15 protein-coding genes are annotated in these 19,668 nt (G+C 39.5%); 14 read left to right on the top strand and 1 reads right to left on the bottom strand.

What is annotated here, in order from left to right:
• Positions 1-80 precede the first annotated feature (80 nt).
• The 14 genes from ACIQ7N_RS10250 to ACIQ7N_RS10185 all read left to right on the top strand — a co-directional run bounded on the left by ACIQ7N_RS10250 (position 81) and on the right by ACIQ7N_RS10185 (position 18,882).
• The gene (locus tag ACIQ7N_RS10250) at positions 81-1,046 is read left to right on the top strand and encodes an ABC transporter substrate-binding protein (RefSeq protein ID WP_402931764.1); all 966 of its coding nucleotides are present in this window, start codon (positions 81-83) and stop codon (positions 1,044-1,046) included.
• Positions 1,043-2,044, top strand: a complete 1,002-nt coding sequence (locus ACIQ7N_RS10245; protein WP_402931762.1) for a FecCD family ABC transporter permease — start codon at positions 1,043-1,045, stop codon at positions 2,042-2,044. The genes ACIQ7N_RS10250 and ACIQ7N_RS10245 overlap by 4 nt, the downstream gene beginning before the upstream one ends.
• Positions 2,041-3,516: an adenosylcobinamide amidohydrolase gene (locus ACIQ7N_RS10240; RefSeq protein WP_402931760.1), complete on the top strand. Its 1,476-nt coding sequence runs from the start codon at positions 2,041-2,043 to the stop codon at positions 3,514-3,516. The genes ACIQ7N_RS10245 and ACIQ7N_RS10240 overlap by 4 nt, the downstream gene beginning before the upstream one ends.
• 60 nt (positions 3,517-3,576) lie before the next feature.
• Entirely contained in the window at positions 3,577-4,140 is a 564-nt protein-coding gene (locus ACIQ7N_RS10235) for a cob(I)yrinic acid a,c-diamide adenosyltransferase (protein ID WP_132360300.1), read from the top strand.
• Between the two features lie 554 nt (positions 4,141-4,694).
• The gene (locus ACIQ7N_RS10230) at positions 4,695-6,893 is read left to right on the top strand and encodes a heterodisulfide reductase-related iron-sulfur binding cluster (RefSeq protein ID WP_402931758.1); all 2,199 of its coding nucleotides are present in this window, start codon (positions 4,695-4,697) and stop codon (positions 6,891-6,893) included.
• Positions 6,894-7,092: 199 nt separating this feature from the next.
• The gene (locus tag ACIQ7N_RS10225) at positions 7,093-8,298 is read left to right on the top strand and encodes an acetyl-CoA C-acetyltransferase (RefSeq protein WP_402931756.1); all 1,206 of its coding nucleotides are present in this window, start codon (positions 7,093-7,095) and stop codon (positions 8,296-8,298) included.
• Entirely contained in the window at positions 8,298-9,149 is an 852-nt protein-coding gene (locus tag ACIQ7N_RS10220; protein WP_402931852.1) for a 3-hydroxybutyryl-CoA dehydrogenase, read from the top strand. Before ACIQ7N_RS10225 ends, ACIQ7N_RS10220 begins: the two co-directional genes overlap by 1 nt.
• A gap of 70 nt (positions 9,150-9,219) precedes the next feature.
• Positions 9,220-10,356, top strand: a complete 1,137-nt coding sequence (locus ACIQ7N_RS10215) for an acyl-CoA dehydrogenase (protein ID WP_402931754.1) — start codon at positions 9,220-9,222, stop codon at positions 10,354-10,356.
• Positions 10,357-10,581: 225 nt separating this feature from the next.
• Positions 10,582-11,718, top strand: a complete 1,137-nt coding sequence (locus ACIQ7N_RS10210) for an acyl-CoA dehydrogenase (RefSeq protein WP_402931752.1) — start codon at positions 10,582-10,584, stop codon at positions 11,716-11,718.
• A gap of 3 nt (positions 11,719-11,721) precedes the next feature.
• Positions 11,722-12,354, top strand: coding sequence for a TetR/AcrR family transcriptional regulator (locus tag ACIQ7N_RS10205; protein ID WP_402931750.1), 633 nt, complete (start codon positions 11,722-11,724; stop codon positions 12,352-12,354).
• A gap of 118 nt (positions 12,355-12,472) precedes the next feature.
• Complete coding sequence (icmF, locus tag ACIQ7N_RS10200) at positions 12,473-15,721, top strand: fused isobutyryl-CoA mutase/GTPase IcmF (RefSeq protein ID WP_402931749.1); 3,249 nt, start codon at positions 12,473-12,475, stop codon at positions 15,719-15,721.
• Between the two features lie 151 nt (positions 15,722-15,872).
• Positions 15,873-16,034 (top strand): hypothetical protein, encoded by a 162-nt coding sequence (locus ACIQ7N_RS10195; protein ID WP_248717815.1) that lies wholly within the window; start codon positions 15,873-15,875, stop codon positions 16,032-16,034.
• Positions 16,035-16,185: 151 nt separating this feature from the next.
• On the top strand, positions 16,186-16,722 hold the full coding sequence (gene rpoE / locus ACIQ7N_RS10190) for a DNA-directed RNA polymerase subunit delta (RefSeq protein WP_402931747.1): 537 nt from the start codon (positions 16,186-16,188) through the stop codon (positions 16,720-16,722).
• 567 nt (positions 16,723-17,289) lie between these two features.
• Positions 17,290-18,882, top strand: coding sequence for a CTP synthase (locus tag ACIQ7N_RS10185; RefSeq protein ID WP_132360316.1), 1,593 nt, complete (start codon positions 17,290-17,292; stop codon positions 18,880-18,882).
• 184 nt (positions 18,883-19,066) lie between these two features.
• On the opposite strand, the gene ACIQ7N_RS10180 is transcribed toward ACIQ7N_RS10185, so the two are convergent.
• On the bottom strand, positions 19,067-19,597 hold the full coding sequence (locus tag ACIQ7N_RS10180; RefSeq protein ID WP_402931745.1) for a DUF2529 family protein: 531 nt from the start codon (positions 19,595-19,597) through the stop codon (positions 19,067-19,069).
• Positions 19,598-19,668 lie beyond the last annotated feature (71 nt).

Below are 19,668 nucleotides of genomic sequence, written 5' to 3'. Positions count from 1 at the left end.
GATGATCAAAAACTAAAACGTATCGATAAATCAGAAAAACAATAACAACTATATGCACAAATAGACTAAGGAGGATTCACATGAAGAAAATTTGGAAAATAGGGTTATCAGCATTTTTGGCTATTGGCTTACTTGCTGCATGTAATACAAAAGAGGCGACAAATGAAAAGCCGTCATCTTCTGAGCAACAAGGGACAACAAAAGTAGACCAAGCAACATTCCCAATGACGATAAAGGATGCTACAGGCAAGGATATTACGCTAGAGGCACCTCCTGAAAAAATTGTCTCACTCATTCCGAGTAACACAGAAATTTTATTTGGCCTTGGCTTAAATAATGAAATAGTTGGTGTGACAGATAATGACGACTATCCACCAGAGGTTACTAAAAAAGAAAAGGTTGGCGGTATGGATTATAATATTGAAAAAATTATTGCTTTAACGCCGGATATCGTTTTTGCGCATGCGTCGGGTATGGGTTATTCAAAAGGAGCTATTGAACAGCTTGAGGCGGCAGGTGTAAAAGTATTTGTTGTAGCGGATGCAAAAAACTTTAATGAAACTTACACAACAATTGAACAGCTTGGTCGTGCAACAGGAAAACTAGAAGAGGCTAAAAAAATTGTTGCAAATATGAAGGCAAAAGTTAAAGAAGTTGAAACAAAACTTGACGGTGTTGAGGCGAAAAAAGTCTTTGTAGAGTCGTCTGATGAGCCAGAAATTTATACAGCTGGTAAAGGTACATTTATGAATGAAATGTTAGAAATGATTCATGCCGAAAATGTGGCAGCAGATTCAAATAGCTGGTATAAAATTGATGCTGAACAAATTATCGCAAAAAATCCAGATGTCATTGTTGTGGCATATAATTACGTACCTAATATTTTAACGAAAATTCCACAACGTGCAGGCTTTGAGACAATCTCTGCCGTGAAAAATAAAGCCATAGTACAAGTGGATGAAAATATAACAAGTCGTCAAGGTCCTCGTTTAGCAGATGGTCTTGAGGAATTAGGGAAGGCCGTCTACCCTGAGGCGTTTAAATGAGTAAAAAAATTGTAGCCTATGTAACAGCAATAACGCTTCTAATTATTAGCATCTGGTGTGGCGTGGCGATAGGCTCGGTTCATATTCCGCTAGAAGTATTGTGGAATAAGGCGGCTGATGAAACAGCCGCCAATATTTTATGGAAAATTCGATTACCTCGAGTTTTGCTTGCGGGGCTTGTAGGGGCGTCACTTGCAATTGCAGGGGCAGCTTTTCAAGGCTTATTAAAAAACCCTTTGGCTGACCCTTATACGTTAGGTGTTTCCTCTGGTGCATCAGTTGGCGCAGTTATGACGATTTTTTTTAGTATATCAATACCTGTAGTAGGTCATTTTACATTGCCGACCTTTAGTATGATAGGTGCCATATTAACGATGGTAGCTGTTATGGGCTTTGCTAGAATAGTAGACCGCTCGTTAAAAATGGAAACTCTAATTTTAACGGGAGTTATATTTAGTTCATTTTTAGGTTCCTTAATTTCTTTAATGATTGCATTATCTGGTGAAGAGCTTCGCCAAGTTATCGGATGGCTGCTCGGCTCAGTATCGATGCGTGGTTGGCCTTATGTTCAGATGATTATCCCGTTTGTCATAATAGGCTCCATTTTGCTTTGGACACAGAGACGCGAGTTAAATGTGCTGTTATATGGAGAAGAACGCGCGAAGCATTTAGGTGTTCATGTTAAGCGCAGTAAATATATTATTTTAGTGGGTGGATCCATGTTGACAGGAGCTGCGGTAGCTGTTTCTGGAACGATTGGCTTTGTTGGTTTAGTCGTTCCTCATATGACGAGAATGGTTTGGGGTTCTGATCACCGACACTTATTGCCATTATCATTTTTAAATGGGGCAACTTTGCTGATTATTTGTGATTTAATAGCACGAACAATTATTATGCCAAGAGAGCTACCGATTGGTGTCATTACTGCATTTATTGGGGCACCGGTTTTTTCCTACATTTTTTACAAGCAACGTAGAAGCAAGGGGGTACGGGCATGATTGTTGTTGAACATCTTTCCGGCGGCTATGAAGACGTACCTATCGTCCAGGATATAAGTTTTTCAGTTGAAAAAGGTAAAATACTAGGGGTCTTAGGGCCGAATGGTAGCGGGAAATCCACACTGTTAAAAGTAATAAGTGGTATACTGCCAGCAACTGCAGGCACTATATTAGTAGATGGTAAAAGTAGCAGCTCTTACAATGCTCGTGCATTAGCAAAAAAAATGGCGGTGCTACCACAATTACATGCTAATGCTTTTTCTAACAGTGTACGGGAGGCAGTATCACTTGGGCGTTATCCACATCAAACAGGCTTCTTTTCAAGTTGGACTGATCGCGATGAACAAGCAGTCCAACATGCCATGATGCAAACTGGTGTGAAACGCTATGAACAGACACCGATGGAATTTTTGTCGGGAGGTGAGCAGCAAAGAGTTTTTGTAGCCCAAGCTCTTGCACAAACAGCTGAAATATTGCTGCTAGATGAACCAACGAACCATCTAGATATTGCTCATCAACGTCAAATTTTAGATATGGTGCGAAAGGAAGCAATCGAAAGTGGTTTGACCGTTATTATGGTACTGCATGATATGAATTTAGCCTCCCTCTATTGTGATGAATTATTGCTAATGGAGGAGGGGCGGATGCGAGCATTGGGGGCGCCGCATGAAGTATTAATCGCTTCGCAAATCGAAGACGTCTATCAAGCTCGAGTTGCAACTTATGCACATCCAGAAATTCCAAAGCCTCAAATCACCATGATGCCAGCATCAGTTGAACAGCAGCAGCGTGCTGTCATTACAAAAGAAAATTTCACTGTTACAGATCGTTATATTAAACTTCAATCGGAGTTTCCGTTAAAAACAGTGTCCTCAGCTGTCCATAATCCGGGTATTGGTTGGTATGATTGTCTGTTAAATCGCTCTGTACCAATAGATTATGTCATTAATGATGTAAAGAGAGAGGTCGCTGAATTTCTACTAAAGGAGCATTTTTCATCTACAAGTACCGTCGTCATGTTAACGGCTGTCCCAACAAATCTTGTAGCTATTAATGAATATAAAGCTACCTTTGGCAGCGTCCTAGTTGCCGTTACGGCCGGAGTAGGTAATGCAGTTGATGTGTCTCGTACACATGAAAGACAAGATGAACCACATATTGGTACTATAAATACGTGGGTTATTGTTAATGGTTGTTTATCAGAAGAAGCGTTTTTTCAAGCAATGATGACGGCTACCGAGGCAAAAACAAAGGCATTGCAATCGGAAAATATTCGCGATGAACTTAGTGGTACAATTGCGACAGGTACTGCTACGGATAGTTTATTAATTGCAGCTACACAAAAAGGGGAAGAAATGCTGTATGGAGGTCCCATTACTGATGTAGGTAAGATTATCGGTAAAGGTGTTTTTGAAACAACTGTACAGGCAATAAAAAATTATCTTCATTCAGCAGATACACCTGCTAAATGAAAATAATGCCCTGCGCGACAGCGGAGGCGAAATTATAAAATAACTTTAGGAGATGAGAGAATGAAGCTTTACACGAAAACCGGCGATACAGGGAAAACAAGCCTTATCGGTGGACGCGTTGATAAAGATAGCTTACGCGTTGAAACGTATGGGGCCATTGATGAATTAAATTCTTTTATTGGTAAGGCTGTTAGTGAACTAGATCGTGAATTATTTAAGGATATTTTAATGGATTTAGAAACAATTCAGCATGAGCTTTTCGATGCGGGTGGCGATCTTGCTAACGTTATGAAGGAACGTCATTATAAGCTAACAGAGCAGCCAATCGAAGTGTTGGAAACGCGTATTGATGCATTATCAGATGAAGCACCGCCGTTACAGCGCTTTATTTTACCAGGTGGTGCACCAGCAGCTGCAACCTTACACATTGCTCGCACAGTAGCACGTCGAGCAGAGCGTCAAATGGTAACGCTTATGAAGGAAATCGAAGATGTACCGACAATTGTACAAAAATATTTAAACCGTCTATCTGACTATTTATTTGCAGCTGCAAGGGTTGTGAATTTCCGATTGAATGTCGCAGATGTTGAATACATTCGAAGCGGCAATGTCTTTAAAAAATAACTTGCACAAATTACGCTTATTACCAAAAGTTATTGATGACATTTGATATAAGTTGATTGGAGTGGAGACTGGGCGACTCCTCGGGGATCAGCGTCACAGATGAGACCCTGCAGCGAAGCGAAGCGGCTCATCGGACGCCCCCAGGAAAGCGCCCAGTCGGAACGGAAATCAACCCCACGCTTTGCTAAACGCATATATTAGTTTTGGAATAAAATAGCTACTTTGAAATTTAGCGCACTGAAAAAAGCCGATTTGCCATCTTAACATGATGCAAATCGGCTTTTTTGACTATGTAAATACTACAAAAGAAGACAAATTTATATTAAAAATAAATTTCTTTAGTGTTTTAGAACGCTCTAAAATTTAGGTTGGCATTTTTTCTAGTAAAATGTAAGAATATAAAATTATCAGAAATATTTCCGTTTTATGTTGACTGAATGCTCACTCATTTATTAGAATAGGAATATAATGATGGAATGACGTACATTTACGTATGAGCTAGCAAATTTATCACAAAGAGAGAAAGTTACGACAAACTAAGGGGGGGACCAACCATGAGTCCATTAGTAATTGCAAACATTGTTCTAACAGTCGTGGTTGTGCTTTATGCAGTAGGATTGTTCTTCTATCTGTTAAAAACACGCTATAAGTTTGTGCAATTGGGGAAAAAGATTGAATTTGATGAAAGTGTTAAAGAACGAGTTCGTTATCTTATGGTCAATGTACTTGGCCAAAACAAGCTATTAAAAGATCCAAAGAGTGGTTTAATTCATGTCATGTTCTTCTATGGATTTTTGATGGTGCAGCTAGGTGCCATTGATTTAATTTGGAAGGGGTTAGCACCTGGATCACATTTACCGCTTGGTGTTTTCTACAGTGTGTTTACATTTTTCCAAGAGCTTGTGGTATTAATGATTTTAGTGGCTGTTGTGTGGGCATTTTACCGACGCTATGTAGAAAAGCTAGTACGTCTAAAACGAGGCTGGAAAAATGGTCTTGTCTTAATTTTCATTGGTGGATTAATGGTATCCACATTACTTGCAAATGGTATGGGAATAATTTGGCATGGTGAAGGACTAACTTATACAGAGCCAGTTGCTTCTGGCATTGCTGCTATTTTTAGTTTCTTACCAGCATCAGCAGCGGCTGTTGTGTTCTATGTAATGTGGTGGGCACACTTATTAATTCTTTTGACATTCTTAGTGTATGTACCACAATCGAAGCACTTCCACTTGATTGTAAGCCCGATTAATGTGTACATGAATCGTTTAGATCGTACAGGTACTTTAACACCGATCGACTTTGAGGCATTAGAAAATGCGGAAGATGAAGAGGATATTCCGGCAATTGGTGTTGGACGTATTCAAGATTTTACACAAAAACAAATGTTAGATTTATATTCCTGCGTAGAGTGCGGACGCTGTACAAATATGTGTCCAGCATCGGGAACAGGGAAAATGCTATCACCGATGGATTTAATCGTGAAGCTTCGTGATCATTTAACATTTACAGGTGCTGTTGTAACAAAGCAAAAGCCATGGGTTCCTTATCAATTCTTTGCTAATACAAAGGGGAATCAGCTAGCGATGGCAGCTGGTGCTGAGGGGGCAGTCATTGAAGATATTTACAGCCCTTCTTTAATTGGCGATGTTATTACAGAATCTGAGATTTGGGCATGTACAACTTGCCGTAACTGTGAAGATCAATGTCCTGTTATGAACGAGCATGTCGATAAAATTATTGATTTACGTCGTTACTTAACGATGACTGAAGGAAAAGTGAACCCTGATGCTCAACGCGCGATGACAAATATCGAGCGTCAAGGCAATCCTTGGGGCTTAAATCGTAAAGAAAAAGAAAATTGGCGTGATCTCGATCCAACAATTCATATTCCAACAGTGAAAGAGCTGAAAAAATCAGGCGAGGAAATGGAATATTTATTCTGGGTAGGATCCATGGGGGCATTTGATAACCGCTCGCAAAAAATTGCATTAGCTTTCTGTCGTTTATTAAACGAGGCGGGCGTGAAGTTTGCAATTTTAGGAAATAAAGAGAAAAACTCAGGGGACACTCCTCGTCGTTTAGGAAATGAATTTTTATTCCAAGAGCTGGCAACAGCAAATATTGATGAATTTGAGAAAAACGACGTGAAGAAAATCGTTACGATTGACCCGCATGCTTACAATATCTTTAAAAATGAATACCAAGACTTTGGCTGGAAGGGCGAGGTCTACCACCATACAGAACTATTGAATCAATTGATTGAAGAAAATCGCCTGGCGTTAAATTACGAAGTTCATGAAACGATTGTTTTCCACGATTCTTGTTATTTAGGTCGTTATAACGATGTATATGATGCACCACGCGAAATATTACGTGGCATCCCGGGTGTTAAGCTTGTGGAAATGGAGCGTAATCGTGAAACGGCAATGTGCTGTGGCGCAGGTGGCGGTTTAATGTGGATGGAAGAGCATGTCGGCAATCGTATTAATGTAGCACGAACAGAACAAGCTTTAGCAACTGATGCATCTGTTATCTCTTCTGGATGTCCTTACTGCTTAACGATGCTAGAGGATGGAACGAAGGCAAAAGAGGTTGAGGATTCAATCGGTACATTCGATGTTGCAGAACTATTAGAGCGTTCTGTATTTGGTGAAAAAGTGAAAGCTGTCGAGGAAGCTGTTGAAGAAGTAGTAGCTTCTGTGGACAGTGTCGAACAAAACGAAAATGCGGAAACTAACGCAGAAAAATGATGTTTATTGCAGAAATATTTTAGTTATCTGAAAAATATAAATTGCACAATAAATAATTGTTTTGTAGAATAAGATTAAATGGAGATGGGAGTTGAACTATAAACTCCCATTTTTCATAGCTAGAGGTCGAGCGAGCGTTCAGTCAACGTAGAAGCTCTAATACTTCTTCTGGAAACGTAAAACAAAAGGGGTGTTTTACTTGAATAGAGCTGTAATTTTAGCAGGAGCAAGAACTGCATTTGGTAAGTTTGGAGGTTCACTATCAGCATTAAGTGCAAGTGACTTAGGTGCAATCGCCATAAAAGGGGCACTAGAGAAAGCGAATATTTCGCCTGATGAAGTGAATGAAGTAATTTTAGGCTCCGTTTTACAAGGGGGACAGGGCCAAATTCCTTCAAGGCAGGCTGCGATCAAAGCAAATTTACCAATAGCAGTGAAAACAGAAACGATTAACAAGGTTTGTGCGTCAGGGATGCGTGCTGTAACACTAGCAGATCAGCTAATTCGATTAGGGGACGAAGAAGTAATAATCGCTGGTGGTATGGAGTCCATGTCCAATGCACCGTATTATCTACAAAATGGTCGAACAGGTTTACGCATGGGTGACTCAACAATGGTGGATGGCATGCTTTATGATGGCTTAACATGTGCCTTTAGTAAGGCAAGGCCACATATGGGAAGCTACGGTAATACAACGGCGAAAGAATATTCGTTAAGCCGTGAGGAGCAGGATGCTTGGTCAGTTCGCAGTCATGAACGTGCACTAGCAGCAATTGAAAAAGGTTACTTTGCTGAAGAAATCGTGCCTGTGGAAATTCCACAACGTAAGGGAGAACCGCTTCAAGTCGATACAGACGAGGCACCAAGACCCGGTACATCAATGGAGGTACTTACAAAACTCAAGCCAGCCTTTGACAAGGATGGAACAATTACAGCAGGTAATGCACCTGGCGTTAACGATGGTGCATGTGCCCTAGTAGTAATGAGTGAGGAACGTGCAACTCGTGAAGGCAGAAAGCCACTTGCGGTTATTATCGGCCATGAAGAGATCGCTATTGAGCCAGAGAACTTCCCACAAACACCAGGGCTTGTCATTAACAAATTACTGAAAAAGACGGGGAAATCATTAGCTGACATTGATTTGATCGAAATCAATGAAGCATTTGCAGCTGTAGCTCTTGTCAGCAAGCAGTTGGCAGATTTAGATGCGGAAAAGGTCAATGTTAACGGTGGTGCAGTGGCACTAGGTCATCCAATCGGAGCATCTGGCGCACGCATTATTTTAACACTTGCTCATGAATTAAAGCGCCGTGGCGGTGGTATCGGAATTGCGGCTATCTGCTCAGGTGGAGGGCAAGGCGATGCAATTATGATTGAAGTACCGAAAACAGGGGGACACGAATGATGGGAATTCAAAAAGTAATGGTTATTGGTGCTGGGCAAATGGGCTCCGGCATTGCACAAGTTTGTGCACAAGCTGGTTATGATGTCAAACTGAACGACATGAAGCAAGAATTTTTCGAACGTGGTTTGGGTGTCATTACGAAAAACCTGACACGTGATGTCGAAAAGGGTCGTAAAACTGAGGAAGAGAAGGCAGCCATTCTAGGTCGTATTAGTATGTCACTAGATTTACAGGATGCTAGTGATGTAGATATTATCATCGAGGCAGCAGTGGAAAATATGGAAGTAAAGCAATCCATCTTTAAGCAAATTGATCAGATTGCACCGGCACATGCCATTTTAGCTACGAATACATCATCTTTACCAATTACGGAAATTGCAGCTGTAACAAATCGACCAGAGCAAGTAATTGGTATGCACTTTATGAATCCGGTACCTGTTATGAAGCTAGTAGAAATTATTAGAGGGTTAGCTACAAGTGATGAAGTCTACAAAGCGGTTGAAGACATGACAGTAACATTATCGAAAACGCCAGTGGAGGTAAATGACTTCCCGGGCTTTATTTCGAATCGTATTTTATTACCAATGATTAATGAAGCGATCTACGCATTGTATGAGGGTGTAGCATCGAAAGAAGCTATTGATGATGTAATGAAGCTTGGAATGAATCATCCGATGGGGCCATTAACATTAGCAGATTTTATTGGTCTTGATACATGTTTATCTATCATGGAGATTTTACATGAGGGCTTAGGTGATAGTAAATATAGACCTTGTCCATTGCTTCGTAAATATGTGGCAGCAGGATGGCTAGGTAAAAAATCTGGAAGAGGCTTTTACGTTTACGAATAATCCTATGGGGATGGGGCGATTCAAAACGAAGTGTAATGCTACGGGACAACATACAGGGGTGACATTATAGATGCATTTACAATTTACAGATGAACAAATAATGATGCGTGATATGGTTCGAAATTTCGCTCAGGATAAAATCGAACCGTGGGTTGAACGAATGGAGGCAGGAGAGTTTCCGCGTAAGCTCCTTGCACAAATGGGAGAATTAGGTTTAATGGGGATTACGGCGCCTGAGGAATTAGGCGGCTCAGCGATGGATTTTACATCGTACATAATTGCTATCAATGAACTATCGAAGGTGAGCGCAGTAATGGGGGTTATTTTATCTGTGCATACTTCGGTAGGAACAAATCCCATTATTTATTTCGGCAACGATGAACAAAAGAAACGTTATGTTCCAAAGCTTGCTGCAGGTGAATATTTAGGGGCATTTTGTTTAACGGAGCCTAGCGCTGGTTCAGATGCGGGCTCTTTACAATCCAAAGCGGTGCGAGATGGAGATGAATATGTCATCAACGGCTCCAAGGTGTTTATTACAAATGGTGGAGAAGCGGATGTTTATATTGTCTTTGCCTCAACGAATCCTACTGAAAAAACACGTGGTATTTCAGCCTTTATTGTTGAAAAAGGAACTCCGGGCTTAATCGTAGGTAAAGATGAACAAAAAATGGGCTTACACGGCTCACGTACAGTTCAACTAACATTCGACAACTGTCGCATTCCAGCCGCAAACCTTCTTGGGGAGGAAGGGGAAGGCTTTAAAATCGCAATGGCCAATTTAGATGTTGGACGTATTGGAATCGCAGCACAAGCTCTAGGTATTGCTGAAGCAGCGCTAGAGGCAGCCACTGCATATGCCAAAGAACGTGTTCAATTTGGAAAGCCTATTGCAGCGCAACAAGGTGTTGGCTTCAAGCTTGCTGATATGGCGACTGCTGTGGAAGCAGTGAAATTATTAGTCTATCGGGCTGCGGATTTACGCACAAAAGGGTTACCGTGTGGAGCGGAGGCCTCGATGGCAAAACTTTTTGCCTCTCGTACAGCAGTGCAAACAGCGCTAGATGCTATACAGATTTTTGGTGGCTATGGCTATACAAAAGATTATCCGGTAGAGCGTTATTTCAGAGATGCAAAAGTGACAGAAATATACGAGGGTACAAGTGAAATTCAAAAGCTAGTCATTAGTAAACATTTACTGAAATAAGGTTTGTTGCATTGTTGATTTTCTAAGGATGATGTTGATTGCTAACATAAAACGCTCGGGTAACCTGGAAAACTGGTCAGGTCATGCAATGAATCGCTCAGTTACTTCAAAGAACGGAGCGGGTAATAAAAAGATTTGCTCAGTTTCTCGAAGCAATATAGCAGGAACATAATCAAAAATTGAAATCAACAATATTAGAGTTTAACGAAAAAGGGGAAATGGACAATGAACTTTCAATTATCAGAAGAGCATGAGCAATTACGCGAAATGATTCGTGATTTTGCTATTAATGAAGTAGCACCAACAGCAGCTGAACGTGACGAGAAAGAAGAATTTGACCGTGCAATTTTCGATAAAATGGCGGAGCTAGGGTTAACAGGTATTCCATGGCCAGAAGAATACGGTGGTGCAGGCTTTGATTATCTTGCATATGTCATTGCTGTAGAAGAATTATCACGTGTATGTGCTTCAACAGGGGTAACGTTATCAGCACATACATCACTTGCGGGTTGGCCAATTTTTAAATTCGGTACGGAAGAACAAAAACAAAAATATCTTCGTCCAATGGCAGAAGGTAAACATATCGGTGCATATGGTTTAACAGAACCAGGATCAGGCTCTGATGCTGGTGGCATGAGAACATATGCAAAACGTGATGGTGATGATTATATTTTAAACGGCTCGAAAATTTTCATTACCAATGGTGGAGTAGCAGATACATATGTTGTATTTGCAGTAACAGATCCAGAAGCTAAACATGGCACAACTGCTTTTATCGTTGAAGCTGGCTTTGAAGGTTTCTCGGTAGGGAAGAAGGAGAAAAAACTAGGAATTCGTTCATCTCCTACAACTGAAATTATTTTTGATAACTGTCGCGTCCCGAAAGAAAACATGCTTGGAGCTGAGGGAGAAGGCTTTAAAATTGCAATGACAACACTTGATGGAGGACGTAATGGTATTGCGGCACAAGCTGTAGGGATTGCACAAGGCGCATTGGATGCAGCGGTTGAATACGGTAAAGAGCGCGTGCAATTTGGTAAACCGATTACTGCTAACCAAGGTGTCTCCTTTAAACTAGCGGATATGGCAACTCAAATTGAAGCATCTCGACTGCTTACATACCAAGCGGCTTGGTTGGAATCAAATGGTCTACCTTATGGTAAAGCATCTGCAATGGCAAAATTAATGGCTGGCGATACTGCGATGAATGTAACGACTGAGGCGGTTCAAGTCTTTGGTGGGTATGGATATACAAAAGATTATCCTGTTGAGCGCTTCATGCGTGATGCAAAAATCACACAAATTTATGAAGGTACACAAGAGATTCAACGACTTGTTATCTCTCGTATGTTGACAAAATAAAGTATGACAGAAAGAGATAAAAGACCCCAAGTACAGTCGACGGTAAAAGATGAAAATCTCATCGCCATTCGTCGAGAACAAATGATAGAGGGAGCCATTAAATTATTTAAAGAAAAAGGTTTTCATCGTGCTACCACGAGAGAAATCGCAAAAGCTGCAGGCTTTAGTATCGGAACATTGTATGAATATATTCGTACTAAGGAAGATGTCCTTTACCTTGTATGTGATAGTATTTATCACCATGCGATGGAGCGGCTTTCCAGTTATGAGATTAAGGCGGGAACTATAGAAGAGTTAAAGGAAATGATTCGAGAGTATTTCTTGCAAATTGATAGTATGGTTGATGAGCTGACAATCATGTATCAGGAAACTAAATCATTATCAAAAGAAGCACAACGCTATGTATTTAGTAAAGAGTTTGAAATGGTTGGTACTTTTGAGCGATTACTACAACGCTGTGTGCAATCAGGTGAAATATCGATGACGGATCAACAAATTCACTTGGCAGCAAATAACTTAGTCGTTTCTGGACAAAGCTGGGCATTCCGTAAATGGGCGCTCCATCGTCAGCATTCTATTGAAGAATTTATTGAAATGCAAATAACATTATTTATTTCAGGCATAAAGGGGTTCTAATAAGTTTTTGTAAAGGGGTTGTCGGTAATTGCATAGTGCGACATTGCAATTACCGATTTTTTTTATGCATTATGCTCTATAAGTGTAATTGATTAAGGGGAGAAAGTGGGGATTTCATATGACAAAGGTAGAAGTATATCGTCCAAAAAATCACGTACGTTTTGTAACAGCATCTAGTCTTTTTGATGGACATGATGCTTCGGTTAACATTATGCGACGTATTTTACAATCAAGTGGTGTAGAGGTAATCCATTTAGGACATAACCGCTCCGTAGAAGAAGTCGTAAATGCTGCGATTCAAGAAGATGCACAAGGCATTGCAGTATCTTCTTATCAAGGCGGGCATATGGAATACTTTAAATATATGTATGATTTGCTGCGTGAAAAAGGGGCACCACATATTAAAATTTATGGTGGCGGCGGTGGTGTTATTTTACCACGTGAAATTAAAGAGCTACACGCTTACGGGATTGCAGGGATTTTCTCGCCAGAGGATGGTCGCGTTTTAGGATTACAAGGGATGATTAATGAAAAAATTAAAGGGACTGATTTCCCAACTGCTACAGGTAACTATCAAGAAAAGTTGGATGCCTTAACGACAGAAACGCCAGAAATATTAGCAAATTTAATAACTGCTGCTGAGTCGAATGATGATGAAGAAACGAAAAAGATGCTAGAAGAAGCTCGCAAACGCTCAAAAGGAACACCTGTATTAGGTATTACAGGAACAGGTGGTGCGGGTAAATCTTCCTTAACGGATGAATTAATTCGTCGTTTCCTAAAGGAGTTTCCGGATAAACGCGTAGCTATTCTTTCTGTCGATCCGACAAAGCAAAAAACAGGTGGCGCTTTACTTGGTGACCGAATTCGTATGAATGCGATTTTTAATAATCGAGTATACATGCGTAGTTTAGCAACACGTGGATCTCGTACAGAGCTTACTGCTTCTATTGGGGACGTGTTAGACGTAGTGCGTGTAGCGGACTATGATTTAATCATTGTAGAAACAAGTGGTATTGGTCAAGGTGATGCGGAAATTACAAAATACACGGATCTTTCCATGTACGTGATGACAAGTGAGTTTGGTGCTCCAACTCAGCTTGAAAAAATTGACATGATTGATTTTGCGGATGTAATCGCCATCAATAAATTTGAACGCAAAGGCTCTGAGGATGCGCTACGTCAAGTGCAGAAGCAATATCAACGTTCACGAGAACTTTGGGATGAATCACTTGATAATATGCCTGTGTACGGTACGATTGCCAGTCAATTTAATGATAAAGGAACGAATGCTTTATTTGCTGCATTAATAAATATCATTAATACGAAGACAGGAAGTAATTGGGAAACGGGATATGAGCAATTTGCAAAAACTCAAAAGCAAGATGTTATCATTCCAAACGATCGTCGTTATTATTTACGAGAACTGACAGATACTGTGCGTGGCTATCATAAAAAATCAGAGCAACAGGTAGAATTTGCCCGTCGTCTATTCCAATTAGAGGGAGCTATTGTAGCGGTTAAGGAAAAAGCGCCAAATGATGCACTTATCGCATCTCTCACTTCTTTAGCAGAAGGCGTTAGAGATGAATTAACGGCTGAATCTAAACGTATATTAGACAATTGGCATACTTTAAAAGAAGCGTATGCAGGAGACGAGTTTGTCACGAAAGTTCGTGATAAAGAAATTCGAACAATTTTAAAGACAACAAGCCTCTCAGGTACAAAAATTCCTAAAGTTGCTTTGCCGAAATTCGTAGATTATGGTGAAATTTTACGCTGGGTTTATAGAGAAAATGTACCTGGTGAATTTCCGTATACAGCGGGGGTATTCCAATTTAAACGTGAAGGTGAAGATCCGAAGCGACAATTTGCTGGTGAAGGAACGCCTGAGCGTACGAATAAACGATTCCATTATTTATCAAAGGATGATGATGCAAAACGTTTATCAACAGCATTTGATTCGGTAACGTTATACGGAGAGGATCCAGATTACCGACCAGATATTTATGGAAAGGTTGGAGAATCGGGTGTATCAATTTGTACGTTAGAGGATATGAAAAAGCTTTATGCAGGCTTTGATTTATGTGCACCATCGACTTCAGTATCAATGACAATTAACGGTCCAGCACCGGTTATTTTGGCAATGTTCATGAATACGGCTATTGATCAGCAAGTGAAACTACGTGAGGAAGAACTTAGTCGACCATTGACAGTTGAAGAATTTACAGAGACACGGGAGAAAACATTACAGGTTGTACGTGGAACCGTGCAAGCAGATATTTTAAAAGAAGACCAAGGACAAAATACATGTATTTTCTCAACAGAGTTTGCGTTACGAATGATGGGAGATATTCAGCAATACTTTATCGATCATAAAGTTCGTAATTATTACTCAGTATCTATTTCTGGGTACCATATTGCCGAAGCTGGTGCCAACCCAATATCCCAATTGGCCTTCACATTAGCAAATGGCTTTACGTATGTGGAATATTATTTAAGTCGAGGAATGAATATTGACGACTTTGCACCAAATCTATCATTCTTCTTCTCTAACGGACTCGATCCAGAGTACACGGTTATTGGACGTGTAGCCCGTCGTATTTGGGCAATTGTAATGCGTGATAAGTACGACGCCAATGAACGAGCACAAAAATTAAAATATCATATCCAAACCTCTGGACGCAGTTTGCATGCACAGGAGATTGATTTTAATGATATCCGCACAACATTACAGGCGTTAATGGCATTACAGGATAACTGTAATTCATTGCATACAAATGCATATGATGAGGCAATTACAACGCCTACGGAAGAATCTGTACGTCGTGCAATGGCTATTCAAATGATTATTACGAAGGAACATGGCTTAGCGAAAAACGAAAATCCATTACAAGGGGCCTTTATCGTAGAAGAGTTAACAGACCTTGTAGAAGAAGCGGTACTTGAAGAGTTTGATCGTATCAATGATCGTGGTGGCGTACTAGGTGCAATGGAAACACAATATCAACGTGGTAAAATTCAAGAGGAATCCATGTACTACGAGATGCTAAAACATTCAGGTGAGTTACCAATCATTGGTGTGAACACATACTTAAATCCGAATCCACCTTCAGAAGATGAAATTAACAATATGGAAATTGCGCGTGCATCGACGGAAGAAAAAGAGACGCAAATTCAAAATTTACATGCCTTTTGGAAGCAACATGAAGGTGAGAACGAAGCAGCCCTTGCCCGTTTACAACAGGTAGCTGTCAACAACGGTAATATTTTCGCGGAGCTAATGGAAACCGTAAAAGTCGCTAGCTTAGGGCAGATCACAAATGCTTTATATGAGGTTGGCGGACAATATCGTCGTAATATGTAATTCATAAACATGTGAATTTTCTTATTGTTTAACATTTATTCTATTTTGTGCAAAATGTTTGTGAAGTTTTAAGTGTCTAGTCTTAGGATTAGGCACTTCTTTTTATTTCCGTTATAATAAGAAATGTAAAAAAAAGGGGAGGCGCAGTAGAATGATGAAATCAGCTATTAACTACATCATTATTTTAGCTTTGGTGGTAGGAGTTATTTTCCTGTATGATAAGCAATTTGGCGCTGTTCCTTTACTAATATTATCGGTCTATATGTTTTACTTAGGGATAAAAAAAATGCGTGATATAAAAAACAGTAATTGAAGCTAGCAAAGAGGATAAAACTTTGTATATAATGGGTATTATGCTTATGATATGGAAAGTTACTTTTGTGCGGCCTTTTTTGCTGCGCTCCGACAATAAAGCTATATAAATTTTAAAACGTCCATTGTGATGAGGGAAAGGAAGTGCACGAATGAATTTTCGTGAAATGACAAAAGAACAATTAACGGAAGAATCGTTAATTAACTTAGCGTACGCAATTTTAAATGAAAAACGTGCCTCAGTGTCTTTTAATGACTTATTAACAATTATTCAAGAGCTTGTAGGCTATAGTGATGAAGAAATGAAAGCTCGCCTGCTACAATTTTACACAGATATAAATGTAGATGGTCGCTTCTTATTTAATCAGGAAACTGGCTGGGGCTTACGTGAATGGTATAAAGTTGAACAGATTGAAGAAGAAACAGCTCCTTCTGTTAAAACTCATAAGAAAAAATCTAAAGCAGCCGTTGAAGATGAAGATGATTTAGATGAAGATCTAGATGAAGAAGATATTGACTTCGATGAAGATTATGAAGAATTCGTTGAAGATGAAGATGATCTTGAAGAAGATGATGATAAAGAAGATATCGATTTTGATGAAGAAGATATAGAGGACATCGATGAAGAAATCGACGAGGACTTTACTGCTGAAGATGAAGAAGAATTTGAAGAAGAGGACGAAATCTAACTTATTTCAGCAAACAACTTCTGAAATAAGCCGATTCCGGACCCAATTATGCCCAGCCATAATTGATGATAATTACTCTTTGAAATTTTCTTTCTTTTATCCTTGTAGTAAAAAATCTTGACTTCTATCGCGGTTCCGTTTAATCTTTTACTTGGGCTCCTTAATTAAAGGAGAAAGACCGTGTATGTAATACGCTCCCCCTGCAAACCTATGCAGGAGGAGCGTTTTTTTATTTTTTTAACTGTATTCAGTCAAGTTCTCCCATGTTTATAGCTACGGAATGAATATAAATGCTCTAAATTATTCATGATGTATAATAATCGGTGACTGCGTATATGTTAGGATGAAATTTTTAAAAGGAAAGTAGAAAAGAGATAGAAACGATTACAGCTTCGAATCGACTACAATTTTGTAGGCATTCTCGGCTTTTCTTATTTTAGGGATAAGAAATATCAATTTCTTAGGCCGTAGAGACATTTGCACCAATGCTCAAGATTACTTAGCTTAGGACGTGAATGCACTTTTCTTACTAGTAATTTCTAGAACAATATAAGGAGGAATTTTTTCATGACGAAGTATATTTTTGTAACAGGTGGGGTTGTGTCTTCACTTGGAAAAGGGATTGTAGCAGCATCTCTAGGTCGTTTATTAAAAAATCGTGGATTAGAAGTAACGATTCAAAAATTTGACCCATATATCAATATTGACCCAGGTACAATGAGTCCTTATCAGCATGGTGAGGTTTTCGTTACAGATGATGGCGCAGAAGCTGACTTAGACTTAGGTCACTACGAACGTTTCATAGATATTAACCTAGGAAAACATTCTACAGTAACATCAGGGCGTGTTTATCAGTCTGTATTACAAAAAGAACGCCGCGGTGATTACAACGGTGGAACAGTACAAGTAATTCCTCACATTACAAATGAAATCAAAGATCGTATTCAACGAGCTGGTCGCGAAACAAATGCGGACGTAGTTATTACAGAAGTAGGCGGAACAGTTGGGGATATTGAGTCATTACCATTCCTTGAAGCAATTCGCCAAATGAAAACGAATTTAGGTCATAACAATGTGATGTATGTTCACTGTACGCTTATTCCTTATATTAAAGCTGCGGGTGAGCTAAAAACAAAACCAACTCAGCATTCTGTAAAAGAATTACGTTCTTTAGGTATTCAACCAAATATTATCGTTGTACGTACAGAGCAAGAAGTGCCACAGGATATGAAAGAAAAATTAGCTTTATTCTGTGATGTTCAGCCACACGAAATTATCGAATCTCGCGATGCAGAACATTTATATGAGGTACCACTAAACCTTCATGCACAAGATATCGATGATATCGTGCTTGACCATTTTGGCATTGAAGCACCAGAGGCGGATATGGAAGAATGGCGCGAGCTTGTAGCAAAAGTGAAGAGCTTACCAAATAAACGAAAAGTAGCATTAGTAGGTAAATATGTAGAACTACAAGATGCTTACATTTCTGTTGTAGAGGCATTAAAGCATGCAGGCTATGCATATAATTCTGATATTGAGATTGACTGGATCAATGCAGAACACGTGGATGCTGACAATGTTGTTTCACTATTAAAAGGTGCTGACGCCATTTTAGTTCCAGGTGGCTTCGGTGATCGTGGAGTTGAAGGTAAAATTTTAGCGACACAATATGCTCGTGAAAATAATGTACCATTCTTAGGTATTTGCCTAGGTATGCAACTTGCAACAGTGGAATTTGCTCGTAACGTACTTGGTTTACAAGGAGCGCATTCAACAGAGCTTGATCCAAAAACAGAATATCCGATTATCGATTTCCTACCAGATCAAAACGACAGTGTAGACATCGGTGGTACATTACGTTTAGGTTTATATCCATGTAAGTTAAAAGAAGGCTCAAAGGCGATCCAAGCTTATGGTCAAGAACTTGTTTATGAACGTCACCGCCATCGTTATGAATTTAACAATGAGTATCGTGAAGCGATGGAAGCTGAAGGTCTTGTCTTCTCAGGTACAAGTCCTGATGGTAAATTAGTAGAAATTATCGAGTTACCAGAAAATAATTTCTTCGTAGCATGTCAATTCCACCCTGAGTTGGTATCACGACCAAACCGTCCACAGCCATTGTTCCGTGATTTTATCGGAGCAACATTCAAATAATGAAAAAAGAGTTGTCTCAAGTGCTGAGACAACTCTTTTTTTGATAGATAGAACTTGTTTCTCGATAAAAGTCCAAAATGTTTCGATAAAATGAGATTTTGTTTCCATAAAAGCTCAAATAGTTTCGATAAAGAGCGATTTTGTTTCGATAAATCTTCAAAATATTTCTGTAATGTTAGATTCTTTACAGCTCTTCGTCATCAAGACCAAGCATTTCATCATACGCAATTTTTACTGCTTCATAAACAAAAAGGGCAGCTATAGCATGTGGCACGACTATGCGCTTGCCTAAATCGTTCGGTAATAAACCACCGCGCATGCGTGTTGAAATATACGTATACGCTAAATCTGCTAGTGGATTTTCAGAGTTATCAACTTCGCTAGCAACTGCTGCAAATGGAATAAACTGATTATTTAATTGCTGTGCTAAGGCTAATGCATCCTCATCGTGTGCACTACGTGTAAAAATGCATACACGATCAGCTTCTGTGATCACTGTATCTTTTGTCCAAGGGACTAACTTGGTAAAACGTTCAACAGCTTGGCTTGCATTTAATTCGACAACTTGCATTTCGCCAAAACATGCGAAATAGACATTGCCTTCACCTATACCCGCTTGTGCAAGTAATCTTGCTGTTTCTTCAATAGCTTCCTCTTCGGTTTGTGTTATTCTTTGTAATAATCCACTTAATTGTGTTGTTAGAATTTTTGACATGATCCCACCTCAATCAATATTATAGGTATGATAAGTGCATAAAGCAAAAGCAGATAATTTATAATACTAGA

The sequence above is a fragment of the Lysinibacillus sp. NPDC095746 genome, from assembly GCF_044763535.1.
Taxonomy (GTDB): Bacteria; Bacillota; Bacilli; order Bacillales_A; family Planococcaceae; genus Lysinibacillus.
Note: the sequence above shows the minus strand (reverse complement) of the source record. Positions and strands in the feature narration are given on the sequence as shown.

What these genes read in the sequence shown, in the direction of transcription:
- ACIQ7N_RS10210 (WP_402931752.1), top strand. Translation starts at nt 10,582, where the DNA reads ATGAACTTTCAATTATCAGAAGAGCATGAGCAATTACGCGAAATGATT.
- ACIQ7N_RS10185 (WP_132360316.1), top strand. Translation starts at nt 17,290, where the DNA reads ATGACGAAGTATATTTTTGTAACAGGTGGGGTTGTGTCTTCACTTGGA.
- ACIQ7N_RS10215 (WP_402931754.1), top strand. Translation starts at nt 9,220, where the DNA reads ATGCATTTACAATTTACAGATGAACAAATAATGATGCGTGATATGGTT.
- ACIQ7N_RS10230 (WP_402931758.1), top strand. Translation starts at nt 4,695, where the DNA reads ATGAGTCCATTAGTAATTGCAAACATTGTTCTAACAGTCGTGGTTGTG.
- ACIQ7N_RS10250 (WP_402931764.1), top strand. Translation starts at nt 81, where the DNA reads ATGAAGAAAATTTGGAAAATAGGGTTATCAGCATTTTTGGCTATTGGC.
- ACIQ7N_RS10235 (WP_132360300.1), top strand. Translation starts at nt 3,577, where the DNA reads ATGAAGCTTTACACGAAAACCGGCGATACAGGGAAAACAAGCCTTATC.
- ACIQ7N_RS10195 (WP_248717815.1), top strand. Translation starts at nt 15,873, where the DNA reads ATGATGAAATCAGCTATTAACTACATCATTATTTTAGCTTTGGTGGTA.
- ACIQ7N_RS10180 (WP_402931745.1), bottom strand. Translation starts at nt 19,597, where the DNA reads ATGTCAAAAATTCTAACAACACAATTAAGTGGATTATTACAAAGAATA.
- ACIQ7N_RS10220 (WP_402931852.1), top strand. Translation starts at nt 8,298, where the DNA reads ATGGGAATTCAAAAAGTAATGGTTATTGGTGCTGGGCAAATGGGCTCC.
- ACIQ7N_RS10205 (WP_402931750.1), top strand. Translation starts at nt 11,722, where the DNA reads ATGACAGAAAGAGATAAAAGACCCCAAGTACAGTCGACGGTAAAAGAT.
- rpoE (WP_402931747.1), top strand. Translation starts at nt 16,186, where the DNA reads ATGAATTTTCGTGAAATGACAAAAGAACAATTAACGGAAGAATCGTTA.
- ACIQ7N_RS10240 (WP_402931760.1), top strand. Translation starts at nt 2,041, where the DNA reads ATGATTGTTGTTGAACATCTTTCCGGCGGCTATGAAGACGTACCTATC.
- ACIQ7N_RS10245 (WP_402931762.1), top strand. Translation starts at nt 1,043, where the DNA reads ATGAGTAAAAAAATTGTAGCCTATGTAACAGCAATAACGCTTCTAATT.
- icmF (WP_402931749.1), top strand. Translation starts at nt 12,473, where the DNA reads ATGACAAAGGTAGAAGTATATCGTCCAAAAAATCACGTACGTTTTGTA.